Source organism: Edaphobacter sp., assembly GCF_035763405.1.
In the GTDB taxonomy this organism is placed as follows: Bacteria; Acidobacteriota; Terriglobia; order Terriglobales; family Acidobacteriaceae; genus Edaphobacter.
Genome location: NZ_DASUBE010000071.1, coordinates 1 through 19,489 on the forward strand (window position 1 = coordinate 1; position 19,489 = coordinate 19,489).

The window sequence follows — 19,489 nt, forward strand, 5'->3', positions numbered from 1 at the left end:
ACAATCCATGAAGCATTTACAGCACGGATAAACCCGTACCCTTACGCAAAACGAAACCCTTCCGCAGCCTGTATCGGCGGTCAGGCGAAATCGACTTCGACCTCGTCCACGTAGCACCAGCCCCAGTCCTCGCCGGGCTCAATCGAGCGCATGATCGGGTGTCTGGTCGCGTGAAAGTGCTTCGTCGCGTGCTTGTGCTTCGAGGAATCGCAGCAGCCCACGTGCCCGCACTCCATGCACATACGCAGATGCACCCATGTGCTGCCCATCTTCAGACACTCCTCGCAACCCTTCGCCGACGGCTTCACCTGCCGTATCTGATCCAGATGCGTGCATTGCATCGCGCCCACCTCCGCCTGCGATTCTACGGCAAGCGGCGGGTGTCAGAACGCCGCGCCATCGACATCCTCGGCAAGGCCATACTCCTTCAGCTTCCGGTAGAGCGTCGTCTTGCCGATGCCGAGCAGCTTGGCCGCCATCAGCTTGTCTCCGTTCAACTGCCGGATCGTTCCAAGGATGGCGTGCTTTTCCATCTCGGCGATCGAGACGATGCCGTTGCCGCCCGTCCCGTCAGTCACATCGTGCTGCACCTCGGCCTCCGCGCCGTGCTGCGGCGGTGTGCGATGCAGCCGGAAGTCCTGCAACTGCGTGGGCAGGTCGCCCATGTGCAGCACCGGGCCCGAGGAGAGCGCGCAGGCCCGCTCGATGGCGTTCTCCAGCTCGCGCACATTGCCCGGCCAGTCAAACTCCGACATCACGCGCAGCGCGTCGTCGGAGAAGGTGTGCGACGTACCGTTCTCGCGGTTCATCCGCGCCAGAAAATGCATTGCCAATGGCGCTATGTCGTCGCGGCGGTCGCGCAGCGGAGGAATCCTGAGGTTCACCACGCTCAGGCGGAAGTAGAGGTCCTTGCGGAACTGGCCGCGCTCGACCATCGTCGCCAGGTCGCGGTTGGTCGCGGCCAGTACACGCGCCGAGATGGGCTTGGCCTGAGTGGCGCCTACCGGACGTACCTCCTTTTCCTGCAACGCGCGCAGCAGCTTCGCCTGTAGATCCAGCGGGAGTTCGCCAATCTCGTCGAGAAAGACTGTGCCGCCTTCCGCCGAAGCTAACAAGCCGTCCTTCGCGCGATCTGCTCCGGTAAAGGCACCCTTCACGTGGCCGAAGAGTTCGCTTTCGATCAGCGTTGGCACCAGCGAGCCGCAGTCCACCGGCACAAACGGCTTCGAGGCATTCGGGCCGTTCAGATGGATCGACCGCGCGACCAACTCCTTGCCTGTACCGCTCTCGCCGAGGATCAGTACCGGGTGCGCGGAGAAAGCGACCTTCGACAAAATTCTGTAGAGCTTCTCCATCTCCGGCGACTGGCCGATCAGTCCGCCCTGGCCTTTCTGCGTGCGCAATTTCTCGCGCAGCTTGCGGCTCTCGATGTCGATCTGGTGTTGCTGGCTGGCGCGTTCGAGCACCGTGGTCAGTTCTTCGAGCGCAAACGGCTTGGTTAGATAGTCGCCCGCGCCGATGCGCATGGCCTCGACCGCCGAGGCGACCGAGGCAAACGCCGTCATCACCACCACGCTGGTGTCCGGGTGCAGCGCCTTGACCTGCTCCAGCAGGCCCAGGCCGCCGCCACCCGGCAATTTCAGGTCGAGCAGAATCAAATCCACCTTCTGGTGCTTCAAGATGGCACGTGCCGCCGTGGCACTGTCGGCGCTCATCACTGCAAAGCCCATCCCAGCGGCGATGGTGCAGCACGCCTTGCGAACCGCATCGTCGTCATCGACGATGAGCACATGCAACAGCTCAAGCCGTTCATCAGAAACTGCCTTCCTGGTGACAGCAGGCGGTTCCAGCGGCGAAACACCGATCAGCACGCCCGAGGGTGCGCTCACCAGCTCCTTCTGATTTCCCGCCAGCCTCACCGCTTTATGGATTCCGTTGTCGCGCCTTCCATCTCCACTTGCTTTATCCACGCCGAAACCAGCCCCAGTTAGCATGTCCTTGACCTCGCATCGTTCTCAACCGCAGTCTTAACTTCCTGTCCATCGAAATCGTCCGCCGTATACCACTCAGCCGAAACGCGGGTGCCCTCATCGACCTCGCTCTCGATGCTCAGGCATCCGCCGGAGATGGCGACCAGCTCGCGCACCACGCGAAAGCCCAGCCCGCGCCCGTTCGCCGGCACGATTCCACCGGCCTGCATCAGCCGGCGCACCGCCGCCTTGTCCATACCGCAGCCCCGGTCGCGGACGGCGAGGACAACGCGCCTTCTGAAGCCGCCACCGACACTCTCTGTCGCGCCCTCGACGCTGATAGCGATTGCGTCGCCCCATGGAGTCGCCTCGGCTGCGTTCTTCACCAGATTGGTCAGGATACGCTCGACCGACTCAACCGGCACGGACACTCGCTCGAATGCACCCGCGCCGTAGCTCACCTCGACGGCCCTGCCTGCGATTTTGGTTAACAGGCCGTGGCACCGCTGAACGACTTCCGGCAGCACCGTTCCCGCCGCGGCGTACCTGGGCTGCTCAGCCTGCGCATGATGCACCAGCCGGTTGACCATCGCACGACTGCGCTCGCTCAACAGGCGAAGCTCCGCGGCATACGAGCGGTGCTCCTCGCGCAACACCCCCGGCAACGCAAGAAGGTCTGAATAAAGAGTGAGTGCCCCTAGAAGGTTCCCCACATCGTGCGCCAAGCCGGCGCCTTCGGCCACCCCGCCTGCGCCCAATGCCGCATTTCGCGCGGACAACACCGCGCTTTCTTTTTCGAGGCTCATCGCCTGCGAAACCTGACGAAGCGCCCTGAACTGCCCTGAACGGTCCCCTGACTTCCAGGCTGTACTGCTCTGCAATGCCTGCATTCCGTGCTCGCAATCTTCCGCGTACTTTCTATACCAACGCAGATAAAACTTCAGTAATCAATTTAAGTGCCAAACTGGAACTACTGCGCTAAATCCTTTCTCATAAAGCTAAAACACAAGATTACTCCACAAGCGTCTTCACCTCCTCGATTCCCAATATGGAATCCATCCTGAACCTCTATTGCCGAAAACCCCAGTAAAAATGCAAGCTGCATTATTTCCCAGGCTGGAACCCTGTCCCATTTTGGAACGCGCTCTCATTCGCTCAAAGGTAACTACCGCCTGCTTGCCGCAAGCTGCACGAGCTGGCTCCTGCGACGCACTACGGAATGACCCTGAGGATGAGCGGCAGATGCATCCTTCGGCGACCCGCCAACTATAATCAGCCAATGCCTGAAGTCTTCCGTCCCGATCATCGCCTCGCAGATGCACTCCGCCCGATTCGCCTGACTCCCAACTTCGTTGCCACCGCGGAAGGCTCCGTGCTCATTGAAGCCGGCAACACGCGCGTGCTGTGCAACGCGACCATCGAGCAGGGAGTCCCCGGCTGGCTGCGCAACTCCGGCCGTGGCTGGGTCACGGCGGAGTACGGAATGCTTCCCCGCGCAACCCTCACCCGTACTCCGCGCGAGAGCGAGCGCGGCAAGATCGGCGGACGCACGCACGAGATCCAGCGTCTGATTGGCCGCAGCTTGCGCGCCGTCGTCGATATGAAGGCGCTGGGCGAGCGCACGATCATTCTCGATTGCGACGTGCTCCAGGCCGACGGAGGCACACGCACGGCCGCCATTACGGGTGCGGCTGTTGCGCTGGCGATGGCGCTCGACAAACTGGTCGCGGCGGGCACGCTGAAAGCGTCTCCGCTGCGCCAGATGATTGCCGCCACCTCGGTGGGTATCGTGGACAGCAACATCCTGCTCGATCTCTGCTACGAAGAAGACTCCCGCGCCGAGGTCGATATGAACGTCGTCATGCTGGCTGACGGGGGACTGGTGGAGACGCAGGCCACGGCGGAAAAGGGTTCCTACACGCGCAAGCAGCTTGGCGAGATGCTCGATTACGCCGAAAAGGGCATCCGCGAGCTGCTTGATGTTCAGCGCGCTACGCTGCAAAGCGGCACATAGAGGCGCGCCTATCTGCGCCTTACAGCAGAGGCCCTACGCGATAGCCGTTTGTCAACAATTCCTGTCCTGAGACGGTCTCGTCGGGACGATCGTTCCAGGAGATGCGATATTGCTGTGACGGGTCGACGCCTGCGAAATGGACGATCCATTGCCGCTGCTTTGCGGGCGAAGCGATGTGAAACGCAATCTCTCCGGAACGGATGCGCAGATCGCTGATTGCGCATCCGTCGAAGCCGACTGCCTTGCCAGCTTTGAGATCGATCAAGGCGTCGCCCAGTTCCGGCGACATCATCTCGACCGAGGTCATCGCGCTGCCCGTGCCCCAGTGGAAGCCTGTCAGGGCTCCATGCTCGTCGAGATAGCCTGTGTGGGCCCAGTTCTCCCAGGGAGCTACGGCAAAGGTGGCCCTGGCGGCAGCGACCGCACGTTCGAGATATTCGACGTTGTTTGTGGCTCGGTAGTAGTCGAACAGCAGCGCGGCGGCGTAGCCCTGGCGCGCGTCGCTCCACTCGGCGTCGGTGTTTTGCGTGGTGAACCCGCCGAATAGTTTCGGCGAAAACGATGGGTTGTTCCACACCTGCTGGGTAAGCAGCAGATAATCGAGCGCCTTCGTGCCTGAGTCCAGGTAACTTTGCTTGTGAGTGATCTGATAGAGCACCAGCCACGCCCGCACTGTTTGAATCTCGGCCAAGTTATTTTGCGGAAACTGCGCGGTCCAGTGGTCGTAGAAGCCGTAATCTTTTCTGGCGCAGGAGAGAAATGTCTCGAAGTCGTACCACCGCTGCCGGGGAATAACTTCGTCGCTGATGAACTGCATCGCACGCTCTGCCCCGGCAATGTACTTTTGATTTCCTGTGGCTTCGCCCAGCGTCGCTAGAAAGAGCGCCGAAACTCCCGTCTCTGCGTTGAAGTCGCGGAACTCCGCGCGGGGGTGAAGCGATGTGTCGTACCAGGAAGGAATGACGCCGCTCGGCTGCTGCTCGCGCAGTAGAAAATCGCCGTAAGGTTCGACAAAACGCAAGACCTCGGCCTTGCGCTCGGGCGTAAGGTCGTCGACCCAGCGAAGCATCCAGTACGCCGTCCACGACATGCAGAACGAGTGGTAATCCTGCTCATAGCCAGCCCATCCATCGTCTGGTATCCATCGGTTGCTTTTGACGAGATAGATGGTGGGAAACGCTCCGTCCTTCTGAGGAGACGAGAGCGCAAGCGTCAGGACACTCGCGGCCTTGCGCATGATCGTCGCGTCGTGTGTATTCCTGCCGAAGATGTACCAGCCATAGGCGGTCCGCAGCGTCTGAAACCATGCGTTAAACCATGCGTCCGGTTCCGAGTGCTGCCAGTCGCCGTTGACGCTTCGGTTGCTGGCGAGTGTGCCGCAGAGTTTCCCCCCGCAGTCGAACGAGGTGTAGACGCGGTCGGCATAGTCCTTCCAGGCGTCTTTGCGCCAGGACGCAAACGATCTCAGCTCAGGGCGAATGATGTTCTGCTGCGCATCGGAAGAGTTGAGCAGCGACGGATAACCATACTCTGCCCAGAGCCTGCGAACGACACGACGATAGCCAAGCTTTGGCGGCTGGCGCGAGACGACAATCGAGTAGGCGTACTCGACGGTATCCGCCAGCATCTTCGGATGGCCGTCCGGATCCCTGCGAAAGTAGCTGTGCCCGTGCGGTTGCGAAGGAATTGCGCCGTAGGACATCCATGGCTGCTTTTCCGATGTAACGTCGAGGTCCATCGCCAGCGGCTCAATCAGTCGATTGCTCAGTTTTGGGATGAGTGCCGTGAAGACCTCGCCCTGTTGCAACATGACGGCCGGAGATTTAAATCCGCCGGTCGGGATGAGATCGTCGGCCTCGCTCTTGATATTTTGCGACCACACAAAATCGAGCGGCCCGGTTTGCGTATTGTCCGTGGAGCGGCGCGGCGGCAGGAAGCTGTAGCGGTCTTCGACAGAATGGACGGTCGCGTCGGGATTCAGGGTCAGCCGCGTCGAAACGTTCAACACATCCTCTTCAGCAGAGAGAATGATGCGTTGTTCGAATTGTCCGACGCCGCAATCGCCTATGAGCAGCAGCCCGCGTTCGATCTCAGATGCCTTGCTGAGAACGCACGTCTTCAGCCCGGTTGCAGTCCGCACCTGAACAGAGGATGAGCTGGCCGACAAGGCGGGCGTCCAGGTGTCTCCGATCTTCAGGGAGATGATCTCTTTGGAAGCTGAACCGGAACCGGTCATCTCTACGCGGATGGCCTCGCCGCCAGCTTTGAGTGCTTCCGCGTGGAATTGCGGGACGCAAAGGACAGCACTGGCTATCGCCGCTAACCATCGACGGGACATTCCACGACTCCTTTTGCGGAAGAGGCCGCTGGCTTCTACACCAGCGGCCATGGGCATCTACCTGACCGCTTTAAATGCGTTGCCTGGGCCGCCAACATGCTGGAGCGCGGGCAATCGCTCCTCGACTGGCGGCAGTGGAGGAAAGGGTTCGTGCGGCTCAGCCTGATACCAGTAAGCGACCGAGTAATAGTTGTCGGAGCGGTCGTTGGCGTTTCCATGCTCGATGGTGGCCTTGAACGACTGGGTAAACGGAATCGGCGAATCGAGATGGAAGCGATAGACGCTGGACCTGCTGCCAGCCAGCTCGTCGCCTACGATGGGCGCTCCGTAAAGCTGATACGAGAACGGCTTGCCGCCAAAGTCCCATGCGCCCAGAAAATAGTCTTCAGAGCCGGTGCCGACGATCGACGGTGTCTTTGCGCCATCGATAAAAAACATGTCGTCGCCCTCGCCCCACCATCCATCCTGATTCTGGAGCACCGACATGGTTACGCCTACGTACTGGCCGCGACCTTTGGCCTCCATCCACACGTAGTTGTCCTTGCCGTCGGGGTTCGTTTTGTTATTGACGAGAGGGTCGCCGTTGCTGATCCAGTTGTTGGTCCAGCCGCGGTTCGGCTGTGCCTGGCGATACTCCGCGTGGAAATAGACGGTGTCGTCCGGCAGGGGATGTGTATAGGTTCGGTAGTCGATGTTGTAGTAGAAGCTGCCGACGCGCTGCTTGCCTTCGTTCGTCACGGTGATGCGCGCGTGATGGCGGAACGGCATGGGAAAGAAGCTGTTCAGGCTCTTGTCGCTGCCGACCGAAAGCATCTGCGACTGCCAGTTGTGATAGATGCCGAGGCCTAAGCCGAAGAAGTCGCCGATCGGCGCCTCGACGCTGGGGTTCTCTTCGCCGTCCCAGTAGATACGCAGGACAATGCGCTTCAGGTGGTAAGGCTCGCCCGTGGCGATGGTGAACCAGAGATGGGAGACCATGCCCGGCCCGTCGGCATCAAGCACTGTCAGCGTAGCTCCGGGCGCAATCGAGCGGAAGTCCGCATTTGCGCCCGTAGGGTCGGTGCTCGAAGCCCTGTGCAGAGTGTAAGTCTGCTGTCGCGTGAGATCCGGCTGGGCAACCGGACTCTGCGCAAACGCCCCAGCCGTGAAGCCGGCGGCCAGCAAAACGAGCAGTGAAAGTCGCATCATGATTGTTTTCCTCACTCTTTGTAAATTTGCGTCAATCGATACCGAAGCTGTGTTGTATCTGTTCCAGCGAAACGCCCTTTGTCTCTGGGTAATACCTCAAGATCAGGAAGAAATCGACGACCATCATTGCGCCGAAGAAGATAAACGGATATGCGCCGGAGGCGCCCGCCATCACAGGAAAGATGAGTGAGATGATGGCATTCGTCACCCAGTGCGATGAACTGCCGAGCGCCTGCCCCTTGGAGCGCACGCGGTTGGGAAACACCTCGCCGATGTAGACCCAGACCACGGCTCCCTGCGAAATGGCAAAGCACGCGATGTAGGCCATCAGCAGCCACACCAGCCACTCCAGATGCTTGTGCGTCATGAAGACGTAAGATACCGCCCCGAGGCATACGGTGAGCCCCGCAGTGCCGACAAGCAGCAGCTTCTTGCGCCCGAACTTGTCGATGACCGACATGGCTGCCAGCGTGGCAACCAGGTTCATTGCCCCTACGGCGACCGCCTGTAATGCTCCCGAGACCTTGGTGGCCCCTGCAAACGCAAAAATATCGTTCAGGTAATAGAGGATGGCGTTGATGCCGGACAACTGGCAGAACATTCCAACCGTAATCGCAAGGAAGACCGGGAATCGATATTGCCGCGAGAACAGCGGGTCTGACGACGCACTCCGCTCCAGGTGAACCGAATCGACGATCTCGTCGAGTTCCTGCTGCGTCCGCGTGACGCCTGTAAGACGAAGCACGTCCATCGCCTCGCTGAGGCGTGACTTCATCACCAGCCAGCGCGGGCTGCGCGGAATACTGAACAAGGCGATCAGAAAGAGAATCGCTGGCAGTGCCGAGATGCCGAGTTGCCATCGCCACTCCGCCGCACCGAGATGCATGGTATCGATCAAGGCGTTCGACATGTAGGCAAGCAAAATGCCGACGACGATGTTGACCTGGAAAAAGCCCACCAGACGCCCGCGCCACTCCGCCGGAGCGATCTCCGCGATATACATCGGTCCAAGTACGGACGAGCCGCCGATGCCCAAACCACCGACGAAGCGGAAAAAGATGAGCGAAGTCCAGTTCCACGCCAATGCGCATCCCAGCGCAGAGATGACGTAAAAAATCGCCATCACGCGCAGGCTGTCGCGACGTCCATATTTCTGTCCGGGAATTCCGGCTGACATCGCACCGATGACTGTGCCTACGAGCGCACTCGATACTGTAACGCCAAGCAGCGCCGGAGAGAGATGATAGGTCTGGGTCAGCGCGCTCGTCGTGCCGGAGATCACGGCCGTGTCGAAACCAAACAGCAGGCCGCCCAGTGCTCCGACCACCGTGCTTTTCACTACGTGAGAGTTGATCGTCATTTGCCTTCCTGTCGTTGCGTCCGGCTTGCGATCTGCCGCAAGGCGGGTAGGATGTGCCCAACCGGCGCTGACGGTGCGTTGGGCAGTCCAAGCACAAAATAAGCATCGCGGAAGAGCGAATACAGTCTGTCATACACGGCGGCTTCGCGCTCGTCCGGCAGCTGAACCCGATGCGCTGGGCACAGAGCATCCTGCGCTTCTTCCACCGATGCATAATCGCCACAGGCCACGAATGCAAAAATCGCTGAGCCAAGGCTTGTGACATCACCAACGGGTATCAACACGGGCTTATTCAATGCATTTGCATAAACGCGATTCAGAACGTCATTCTTCTGCGGAATGCCTCCGCCGTTGATGATGCGGTTGACCGGAGTGCCTTTCTCCCGCATCCGTTCAAGAATGATTCGCGTGTGCAGCGCTGTCCCTTCAATGGCCGCAAAGAGTTCGTCCTGCGCCGTATGCACGAGGTTCCAGCCAAACGTTACGCCGCCCAGATTGGGATTGACCAGCACGGTGCGGTCGCCGTTGTCCCACGTCATGCGCAGGAGCCCGGTCTGCCCGGCACGGTACGATTCCAGTCCTTTCATCATCTCGGCAACGCTGGTGTTTCCCCTCCGTGCAATGCCGTCAAACAGATCTCCGACTGCCGACAGGCCCGCTTCGATGCCGGTATACCGCGGCACGACTGATCCGGGGACAACGCCGCAGACTCCGGGCACCAGCATATTTTCCTGACTCAGGCCGATCATGCAGGTCGAGGTGCCGATGACGTTCACCACATCGCCCAGACGAATGTTCGCGCCTATCGCGTCCCAGTGCGCGTCAAGCGCTCCGGTTGGCACAGGGATGCCCGCTCTGAGTCCCAGACGCTCTGCCCACACGCCGCTGAGCCTGCCTGCAATGCGGTCCGAGGTCATGTAGCGACCAGCCAGCTTTTGCCGAATTCCATCAAAGAGCGGATCGACAGAGGTGAGGAACTCCTGCGAAGGAAGGCCGCCCCACCTCGGGTTCCACATCCACTTGTGGCCCATCGCACAGATACTGCGGGGCAACTCTTCCACCGACGAGATGCCGCAAAGGGTGGCCGCGACCATATCGCAGTTCTCAAGCGCCGTCACGAACCGCCCGCGTTTCTCAGGATTGTGTCGCAGCCAGTGGAGCAGCTTGGCAAATCCCCACTCCGAGGAATACGCACCGCCGCACCATTCAATCGCCTCGAGGCCCTGCGCATGTGCGGCTTCTGTAATCTCCTGCGCTTCGCTCCAGGCGCGGTGATCGCACCAGAGGTAGTAGTCATCGATCGGCTGCAGGCCTTCTCCTACCGGAAGGACACTGGAACCCGTTGTATCAAGCGCGAGCGCCTCGACCCTGTGGCCATCGATCCTGCTCGTGTTCAGTGCCTTTCGCATCGCCTCAACGAGCGCATCCATCTGTGCGGCATGACTCTGCGTTGCGAAGTTAGGATCGTGCGGCGACCGGTTAAGTGGATACTCGGCCGCACCTGAGCCCAACCGCCCTTCGCACTTGTCAAAAAGCGAAACGCGCACACTCAGTGTTCCAAAATCTACGCCCGCAACAATACTCACAACCGCGCTCCTCGGACCGCTCCATGCAAACTAGTTGAAGCTCACCGTGCCGCAAAGATGCACCTTGATGCCCAGAGCATCAAACATGGCCGCTTTGACGGCCAGTGCCTGCGCTGCTGCCTTCGCATCTGGAGCGTAGACAATATTCACATGATTTGCCCTGTGCCGAGCCATGAACGCATCGCGCGAAACACCATCGAAAACCGCGCTCACCATGGGCCACTGCGTGGTCGTCTGGTTCCAGCGCCGCATCGTCTCATCGCGTGGCAGTTCCACGACCGAACCGAGCCCGGCATCGACATGCAGCGCGCCCCCTTCCACGAAGACGCGGCTCCAGACGATCTTTCCCGGTCTGCCAATACCCTTCAGCGTTCCGCCTCCCAGCGGGAAGTACATCGCAGGTTGCCGGTCGCTGGCCGCGCCGCGATAGCCATCGACAAAATGGCTGGCGGGTGCCGCACCTGAAATCTGAAGAACCCAGACGAACTCATCGAGGCCGTTGCCCTTATAGTGCTCGCCCCAGCGAACATCGTGCAGCGTAGTGGAAGGGTCGAGTCCCAGCGCGGTCCAGCAACGGTTCGTCACAAGCGCGTCGAGTCCCGCGCATTCATCCACCTCGTTGAAGTGGGGGAGGGCTTTGCCCGCATAAAGTTCATTGCCGGAGTGTTCGTCATAGACAGGAGGACGGTCAGGGTTGTTCAGCAACCCCTCAACCAGGTCCGATGCGGGCACCATGTCCTTCAACCCCTGCTGATATTGAATGCCAATCGCATCGCAGCCAAATTCGGCAGCCATGCGAACAGCAGCGATATACATCCTGCACTGTTCATGAATCTGCGCATCGGTCAGCTCCGACTTCTCATCGCTCCCTATATTGAACCGCATCCCTTTGGCGTTGAGCCATGCGCGCACGCCGGTTGCATCTTCGTCTTTCACTGTGCGCATCCGCGCCACAAGAGCAGACTGGCTGAGCCGCTCTTTAAAAACGCCTGCGGGATTGAGCAGTTCATCGTCGACGATGGCGTTGTACATCCCCATGCATCCCTCATCGAAGACGCCAAGGATAGCCTTCCGTTTCTGCAATGCCTCGGCCAGCCCACTGCCCATCCTGACCGCATCGACAGGCAGCTTACCGCGATCCAGCGCCTGCACATGCGAAAGATCATGCGTGACCGTTCCCCGTCCGATCCATTCGTTTAACCCGCGCGTAAAATACTCATCCGTGAAGTGCTCGCTCCAGAGCGAATGGAACGGCACGCCGGCCTTCACCAGCGACCCATTCAAATTCAGCAATCCGACAAGCCCAGGCCATTGCCCCGACCAGTTCGCCACCGTCAAGATTGGCCCGCGATGGCTGCGTAAGCCCGGCAATACGTGATGGGTGTACTGCCACGCAGCGGTCGCAAATACAAGGTTTGCCTCAGGCGCGATTCCGGTGAAGACGTCCATGCCCATCCGCTGACTGGAGATAAAGCCATGCCCGCGCTCCTTGTCCACAGGAAAAGCGCGGCGAACGGTCACACCCCGCTCAGCAAAGCAGCGCGTCAACTCACGCTCCAGCGATTCCTGCGCGGGCCAGCAAACTTTGTTGGCAGATTCCCGCAGGTCTCCACTCGTAATCAAAACTACTTCCTTCATTGGCAAAACCGGCATGGTCAAGTCCCTCGTCTCCCTTACATCGAATCAGCTCATTGCAAAAGTCTTCTTCAGTTATGCATCGTCGCGTCCTTCATCTCCGAAGCGTCCTCCGGCGTGGGCCTGCTATCAGCAACGGCTTCCAGTTGCCTCTGAGCGTTGCTCCGCGCCTTCACATCCTGCGAAGTCTTTTCAAATAACGCCAGTGCGGCGTTCATCTTTTCCTTTTCTCCCAACTCCCTATACGCCTTCGACAGCAAATAATACGCAGTCGAGTCGTCTTTCCGGACAGCGACGTAGCGCGTCAGGTTGCTGACAGCAGAGCGAGCATCCTTACGGTTCAAATCGAGCTTGCCCATCAGCCTGTAAACCTCCACTGGAGGGCGCTCCATCCCAAGGGCCGCAGTCAGCATCATCGTTGCCTCATCATCCCTGCCCATCGTCAGCAGCACATCGCCGGCATGCACATGCGCACTCGACGAGCGGGGTTGGATCTGAATCTCCGCCTCAAACTCCTTCAGCGCAGCATCTAGTTTCCCTTGCTGCTCAAGTACATTGCCAATCGCCTCGTGAACGCCAGGCAGGCTGGGCTTCAGCTTGAGAACTGCTCGATACTCCTCGATAGCCTGCTCCGGCTGCTGCTTCGCAACAAAGACATCGGCCATAATCTGGTGCGCACGGTAGGAGTCAGGGTCAATCCGCATCACCTCGAAAAAGGCGGCGTGTGCCTGCTGTTCGGCATCGTGCGCCTGCCGATAGACCGCGTCTTCCTTCGTCCACTCCGCCCGTGTCTGCGACGCGACAGCCGGGACTGTTCCTCCAGCTTCACGAATCAGCGTGCTTAACTCGGGCACATCGGGTCTGCGCTTGATCGCTTGAAGATAGTCTTCGAGCGCCTGCTGACGGTTTCCCTGTAATTGATACTGCTCACCCGCAAGCTGCCACACACGCCCGCTGTCCGGCGCCGAGGCAAGCAGCTTCAGCGTGGCGTTTTTACCTAGCTGAAGATAGGACTGCCCAAGCGCGTACCATGCGTCCACATTCTTCGGGTCGAGACCGCACACACTACGGAACTGCTTGACCGCCGCGTCGTACCTGAGCTGCGCGACATACGCATAGCCAAGCCACTGATGAGCGAGAACATCAGAGCCCTTCAACCGCACAGCCTTTTCCAGTTCCGGAACAGCGCGGTCCGGTCCCAAGAGATGATACTGTGCCAGGCCGAAGAACAGGTGCGGTGCAAACAGATTTGGATTGAGCACGATTGCCCGCTGGGAAGCCGCAGCAGCACCCGTCATGTCGTGATTGAAGTACAACGCCACTCCCAGATTGCTTTGGACCTCAGCATTGTGCGGCATCAGCTTCGCCAGTGCTTCGTATTCGCGCACTGCAGTTGGAAAATCGTTCCGGCTCTCAGCCAGTCGCGCAGCCTGCGCACGTTGCGCCGCGTCGCCCGAGACTGCTTGCCCAAACAGCGGCAGGGCCATGCTCATCAAGATGATCAGTTTTGCGAGCATGGCCCCTCCCTTCAAAACTCCAGCCTCGCGCCAAACTGGATGATTCTAGGCCCATTCTGCTGGTTCGTCATAATACCGAAGTTGGTGTTCGAGTTCTGCAACGATGCCGGACTCAGATTGGGCGGCGCCAGATTGATGATGAACGTCTGCGCATTGCCTCCCGAAGAGAACGTCGTCCTGTTCAGAACGTTGAAGGCGTTTGCTTCGAATTGCAGGTCGAGTCCCTCGAATAGCGTCGTCCGCTTCGAGATCGACAGATCTTCATCAAGGTAGGCAGGCATTCGCAACGACGAGATCAGGTTGGGCGCATTGCCGAACTCACCCGGCGGCGGCGCGACGAATGCAGCGGGATTGATATAGAACTGGCAAGGATTGCGCCCGGCCGATGCCTGCAACGGCCCCGAGCAGCTTCTCCGGTACTGCGGATTCTTGAAAGGTTGACCAGGCACGATATTTGGACGGAAGCTGAATCCATCACCTGCAGCAAAGTATGGATTGGAAGCTCCGAATGCATCGTATTCGATATGAATCGGCCTTCCGCTCTGGTATTGCTGGATACCCGAGACCGACCATCCGCCTGCGACCTTACCCACAAAGCCTTTGTGGTTTAGATACTTTTTGCCTGGCCCGATGGGAAGCTCGTAGGTGTAGCTCAGCGAGACGACGTGAGGAATGTCCGAGCTGGTCACGGAGCGCTCCGCCTTGCCGTTGTAGTAGTCCTGAAAGAACGAACCAGCAAAGATCGCGTTCTCCGCACCGGCGGAAGGTCCTGAGTTAGAATCGACATCGCCAATCGTCTTCGAGAACGTATAGGAGACCAGGAACGTCAGCCCCTGCGCGAATCGCTTTTGCAGACTAGTCTGCAAGCCGTTGTAAGAGACGCTGCCAATCGGGTCCATAAAGTGGTCTGTATCGCCGTACTGTGGAGTAGGCCGAAGCGCCTGCGCCATCGTGGCTCCCGGCCCGAACAATGCGGCGAATCCAGGCCACGGAGATTGCACCCCTGCTGCCGCTACGCGAGGATCATTGATCGGCAGAACAAGGAACTCGTTCAACGGCATCCCCGCCGCTGCCGCGGCTGCGCTGTATTTCTGCTGCACGACCTTGGGGTTCGACTCATTCGGCTTCGACCACAGGCCCAGATGATAAGTATGCATCCCCACATAGCCGATGCTTGCCATCATGCTGCTCGTCATCTGCTGCTGAATCTGCATCGACCAGTAAATCTGCGTCGGCGGAAGCCCTACATTCGACCCGATCCACGCCGGATTGTCGTTCCCCGTCAGGATCGACGGACTCAGCGCCGAACCCGCTGCGATGACGCTGCCTGGCGGATAAGTGTTGTCCCAGTAAAACGCGGGAGAACCCACATAGTCCTGCGGCCTGTTCACCGTTGCGAGTCCCGCATACCCGGCATCGTAGGAGACGGTGCCACCGATATTGTCGTTACCCAGAGGGCGAGTGATCGCAAACCCTCCTCGCAGCGCCGTCCTGTGCGCCGCGTCCGGAGAATACGCAAAGCCTACCCGGGGCTGGAACCCGAGATAGTTGATGTTGCCCACTCGCGTCTTCCCGTTGCGCCCAGTCCCTTTCCCGTAGAAGACATACGCGCCTGGAATGCCTCCGGCCGCGGGATTCGGAACAGTCGGGTCCATGGTCGAGACATTCCCGTACTTCTCCGTGCGCGGCACCTGCAGGTCATAGCGCAAGCCAACGTTGAGTGTCAAATTCTGGTTGATCTTCCAATCGTCCTGCGCATACAGGCCCATCTGAGTCCAGCGGTAGTACTGGGAGATCGGATAATCAAAGCGCGAGAAATCAAGGCCGCCAAATAAAAAGCTGGCAACCGAGTTTCCCGTCTGCGCAGGCAGCGCCACCACTTGGCCGTTCGCAAATCCTGTTCCGTTCAGTGCCGTCTCTGTAGCCTCAAAGTTGAAGCCACCGCCGGCAATGCCGCTGTTATTCCGCTGCAACTTCCGTAGCTCGCCCCCGAATGTCAGCGTATGTTCGCCGCGAACCAGCGTCAGGTTGTCGCTGACGATATAGCGGTTCTCTGCGTCTCCACTGGCGCCACCCGTACCGATGCTGTTCTGATTGCGCAACGCGATGTTGGGAAATGGGCTGTTACTCTCCAGCGCAGGCAAACCTGTGAGCCCAAGAGCCGTCAGGCCCGGGCCGGCCTGTAGCGGTCCGGAAAATCCCGTATCGCGCAGCAGACCTACATTCAAGTTGTTCACCAGTGTGGCAGAGTGCGTGTAGTTGTAAGAAAGACGCAGTTGTTTCGTATTCACCTGGGTCGAGTTGGAATCGTACAGATTCAGGCCGCCGTTGTTCGTGTTCGTGAACCCGCCCAGAAAGATGCTCCCAGAGACGGCGTTCTTGTCCGTCAGATGTTCATCAATCTTCACCACCACGCGATGCTCATCAGTCTTCACTGCCTGGCGCCGTACCAGGTTGTTGAACAATGCGTCGCTGTCCGCCGTTGGGAAGTATTTCAGAACGTTCTGCGTGACTTTGCTCAATCCAGGTGTGCCTGAAGGAATAATGTTGCCCGGGAACGGGTCGCGCACCTGATAGCTCTTACCGTCCTGTCCGATCACCGTATGGGTCGAGAGAGGATTGTAGATCGCCCCCTGATACACAGGCCGTCCCGCTGGATCGTAGATCAGGTTACCGCTGCCGTCGGTCAACTGCGGACCAAGCGCCTGAGAGAAATCGCCCGTGCGGTACTTGTTGGGCACCGTCGTCAAGCTCGCGTTACTCGAACTCGGACGGAATTTGAATCCAGTGTAATCGACAAAAAAGAAGGTCCTGTCGCGTCCGTCATAGAGCTTCGGAATCCGCACTGGCCCTCCGAACGTTCCGCCAAACTCGTTCTGCTTCAAACCCGGCTTCCGGCAACCGGCTGGTTGCGGAGTCACCGTGCAATCTGTACGCGCGCGCAGCGCATCGAACACATATCCACCCGCATTCAGGGCATCATTCTGTAGGTACTCGAACAGGCTTCCGTGGAATGCATTGGTGCCCGATTTAAACTCGAACGAAACCACGCCGCTCGAAAGCCCGTACTGCGCCGTCTGGTTGTTATTCACCAGCTTGAACTGGCTGATCGCGTCGAGCGGAGGATGCTGGTCGTCGATCCCGCCGGGCAGGTCGGTCGCCATCACCGGGATACCGTCCATATACACTTCGTTCGCGTAGCTCGATGAGCCGCTGATATGCAGGCGATAATCCGGCTGCGCTCCCGGCACCGACCCGGACACGCCCGGCGTAAGGAAGACAAAACTCAACGGGTTGCGCGAGTCTCCGCTCATGTGCAACGGCAAGTCTTTAATCTGCTCGGGAGAAATGACCGTGCCGATGTCCGACGTCTGTGTCTGAATCGTGCCTGTATCAGCAGAAACCGTCACAGTCGACTGCACCTCTCCAGGCTGGAACACGACCGTCAACGAAACCGTTGCGCCCGTACCAACCACGATGTGCTGCTGCACCGACGTGCTGAATCCTCCGGCCGACGAGGTGAGCGTATAGACGCCGGGCGTCAGGTTCAGAAAATTGAACTGCCCCGAAGCGCCGGAGACCGTATTCGTCACAACACCGGTTGCTTCTTCCTTGAGCGCAAGCTTTGCATTGGGCACGGCAGCCTTCTGGGTGTCGACAGTCTCGCCCTTGATGGCACCGCGATCGATCTGCGCCGCCAGATTGGCGGGCAACAGCGAAATCGATAATAGGAGCGTCACAACAACTGGCCAAGTTCTCATAACCTTACCCTCTCCGTCATTATTAAACCTTTAACTATCTCTGCACATCATTCAGACCCGTGGTTCTTGAAGCGTTCATTCTGTACGACGAGGCCCCGAAGAATACTATGCACAGCGGAACGCCGCAGCCACTCAGTGCTCAGGTCTTGCACGGCCTGCTCTGCCACTGCAAAATTATCGAGCATCATTAACTGATCAACGGCTCCGGCAACAACATCTGTTAAACGTTTTACTCTGTGCCGAACAGCATCTGACCACGAGCAAAATACCGTTGTCAAGATTTTTTTTGAACACCTCATCATCGCTTCCACCCCAAGAAGATCAGGCTCATCCTCCATCACTCCTCGCAACCATTCCATGAATCTTTCGCCCGGAACCAAGCGCCTGTCCTCTGCTCGCCTCGCATTGCCAAAGCCATCATTTATCGGGCAGTCGGTCCTCTACTTTGTCGGAGCAACCTTCGCACTTCCAATCGACCGACTTGAATCATAGACATGCAACCGACTGATCGAGGTGAAATGTGAAGCACCGCCCGGCGTCCCGATGATGCGAACACCATCCCCCACAACCACCGGAAAGCTGAACGTGTATGTTGCATAGCTTCCCGCCCGCTGGTCATAGGGATAAGCCGGAGTCATCGTAACTCCGGGAACATCAATCCACCGAAAGTCGCGACGGATCTGTACGCGCAAGTTGTCAGCGAACCAGCCGCCGTCTCCGGACATGACTCCCGTTGTGTATACAACGCGGTTAATGCTGTAGGACCGAGGCCACGTGTAGCCCCACCAGTCCGTCGTCTTCGACTCTTCATCCCAATCGTCCTCACTTCCTCCAGCCTGTGCGCCGCTGATCAGGTCCGAACAGTCCAAGCCACACAAGGAACCGAAATGCGTACTCTTGCTGGTAGCGCGCGTTCCCGGCGCGGCCGCAAGATCCTCCCCTGAAGGACCATTAAACGGCTGCGATGCTGAATACGGCTGTAGATAGAGCCGCCGTAGCGCGAATGTATACGCAGCCCACCAGACATTACTCTGCACATAAAGCGTCCTGCCGTCGGTGCTGATGTACTTCGATGGGATGTTCGTTCCGTACTGCCCATAGTTTGGCGACTTGCGCAGAGGGCCAAAATCCTTGGATAGAAAACGGCTCCATGGCCCCCATGGTTTTGGCGCCTCATAAAACTGTTGGGTCGCGCATGACCAGGACGCGAAGATATATCTCTTCAGCGGCGCGTCGTACACCACGCCTCCCTGCCCAATCACATGCTGATTGGCGGAGCAGTCTTTTTTAAATACTGCAGGATAGAGCAGCCGCTCATCAGTCAAAACAGCTACCTTGCGCGCCATATCGCGCGACCATACAGGAGCACCCTCCGCGCTGGCTCCCGCATAAAACTCCCACGCAGAGCGCTTCTGGATACGATCCGCTGGAACCCGCGCCAGATACATCGTCTGCTGCGACCTCCAGTTATGGTCTAACCCATACGCATAGACATAGCCATCGATCGCATTGTCTGAGTTCCTGCCATAGTCGAGAAAGAATATGGTTGTGAATTTGTAGGCGAGCGGACTTGCGGAATCGCCTGGTGTCCCAAACATCGGCGCGCGTGTGTCCCATGTCCATGTCAGCCCGTGATCGGAAGATTTTGCAATGGATGCGGCCGGAGCATCATTGAACTTCAGACCCAGGTTCTGAAACGCAAGATAGATAGCTCCGCCGACACACACCATGCCTGTCGGTTTGCGGTTGTAGTTCGGTCCGCTCCAATTTGTCCCCACATTAGTGGACACAGTAGTTCCTCTCAGAGCAGGCGGCATGCCACTGATCCTGCTGACCGCCATGTCGTACCGGCTTATTGCCTTGGTAAAGGCCTTGCCGTCGCCATTGGCGGCGTACACGTTGTCATCGTCAGACCAGCACGAAGGCCAGAGATCGCCGTCGCCCGGCAACTGGTAGGTTGCATACGACTCTTCAGCTGCCGTTGCAAAGAATGTGCTTTCAGGTGGAGACACAACTTGCCCCTGACACATCATCGCTGCAATCGACAGCATCGCTACAGGCACGAAGCTTGCAACCCAGATTTGTCTGAAGATCGGATGGAGCAACGGCAATCTCCTGAC

General features: G+C 58.8%; 13 protein-coding genes. 1 reads left to right on the plus strand and 12 read right to left on the minus strand.

Annotation, left to right across the window (positions count from 1 at the left end):
* Positions 1 to 80: 80 nt before the first annotated feature.
* From VFU66_RS07030 to VFU66_RS07040, 3 genes are all read right to left on the minus strand, one after another.
* Positions 81 to 341, minus strand: coding sequence for a ubiquitin carboxyl-terminal hydrolase 14 (locus tag VFU66_RS07030; protein ID WP_326445531.1), 261 nt, complete (start codon positions 339 to 341; stop codon positions 81 to 83).
* 42 nt (positions 342 to 383) lie between these two features.
* Positions 384 to 1,889 carry a sigma-54-dependent transcriptional regulator gene (locus VFU66_RS07035; RefSeq protein WP_326445532.1) on the minus strand — a complete coding sequence of 502 codons (1,506 nt, stop codon included), beginning with the start codon at positions 1,887 to 1,889 and terminating at the stop codon, positions 384 to 386.
* Between the two features lie 98 nt (positions 1,890 to 1,987).
* Positions 1,988 to 2,749 carry a sensor histidine kinase gene (locus tag VFU66_RS07040; protein ID WP_326445533.1) on the minus strand — a complete coding sequence of 254 codons (762 nt, stop codon included), beginning with the start codon at positions 2,747 to 2,749 and terminating at the stop codon, positions 1,988 to 1,990.
* A gap of 500 nt (positions 2,750 to 3,249) precedes the next feature.
* Here VFU66_RS07040 and rph point away from each other — a divergent pair, with 500 nt between their 5' ends.
* Positions 3,250 to 3,984: a ribonuclease PH gene (rph, locus tag VFU66_RS07045; RefSeq protein ID WP_326445534.1), complete on the plus strand. Its 735-nt coding sequence runs from the start codon at positions 3,250 to 3,252 to the stop codon at positions 3,982 to 3,984.
* 19 nt (positions 3,985 to 4,003) lie between these two features.
* On the opposite strand, the gene VFU66_RS07050 is transcribed toward rph, so the two are convergent.
* From VFU66_RS07050 to VFU66_RS07090, 9 genes are all read right to left on the minus strand, one after another.
* Positions 4,004 to 6,322 (minus strand): hypothetical protein, encoded by a 2,319-nt coding sequence (locus VFU66_RS07050; protein ID WP_326445535.1) that lies wholly within the window; start codon positions 6,320 to 6,322, stop codon positions 4,004 to 4,006.
* A gap of 57 nt (positions 6,323 to 6,379) precedes the next feature.
* Entirely contained in the window at positions 6,380 to 7,510 is a 1,131-nt protein-coding gene (locus VFU66_RS07055) for a glycoside hydrolase family 172 protein (protein ID WP_326445536.1), read from the minus strand.
* Positions 7,511 to 7,541: 31 nt separating this feature from the next.
* Positions 7,542 to 8,870 carry a sugar porter family MFS transporter gene (locus VFU66_RS07060; RefSeq protein WP_326445537.1) on the minus strand — a complete coding sequence of 443 codons (1,329 nt, stop codon included), beginning with the start codon at positions 8,868 to 8,870 and terminating at the stop codon, positions 7,542 to 7,544.
* A complete protein-coding gene (locus VFU66_RS07065; protein WP_326445538.1) occupies positions 8,867 to 10,456 on the minus strand; it encodes a ribulokinase in 1,590 nt (529 codons plus the stop codon). The genes VFU66_RS07060 and VFU66_RS07065 overlap by 4 nt, the downstream gene beginning before the upstream one ends.
* Positions 10,457 to 10,486: 30 nt before the next feature.
* Positions 10,487 to 12,109 carry a fucose isomerase gene (locus tag VFU66_RS07070; protein WP_326445539.1) on the minus strand — a complete coding sequence of 541 codons (1,623 nt, stop codon included), beginning with the start codon at positions 12,107 to 12,109 and terminating at the stop codon, positions 10,487 to 10,489.
* A gap of 53 nt (positions 12,110 to 12,162) precedes the next feature.
* Positions 12,163 to 13,608, minus strand: coding sequence for a tetratricopeptide repeat protein (locus VFU66_RS07075; protein WP_326445540.1), 1,446 nt, complete (start codon positions 13,606 to 13,608; stop codon positions 12,163 to 12,165).
* An 11-nt stretch (positions 13,609 to 13,619) separates the two neighbouring features.
* Positions 13,620 to 17,369, minus strand: coding sequence for a TonB-dependent receptor (locus VFU66_RS07080; protein ID WP_326445541.1), 3,750 nt, complete (start codon positions 17,367 to 17,369; stop codon positions 13,620 to 13,622).
* A 47-nt stretch (positions 17,370 to 17,416) separates the two neighbouring features.
* A complete protein-coding gene (locus VFU66_RS07085; protein WP_326445542.1) occupies positions 17,417 to 17,707 on the minus strand; it encodes a hypothetical protein in 291 nt (96 codons plus the stop codon).
* A 102-nt stretch (positions 17,708 to 17,809) separates the two neighbouring features.
* A complete protein-coding gene (locus VFU66_RS07090) occupies positions 17,810 to 19,474 on the minus strand; it encodes a DUF5005 domain-containing protein (protein WP_326445543.1) in 1,665 nt (554 codons plus the stop codon).
* Between the last annotated feature and the right edge of the window lie 15 nt (positions 19,475 to 19,489).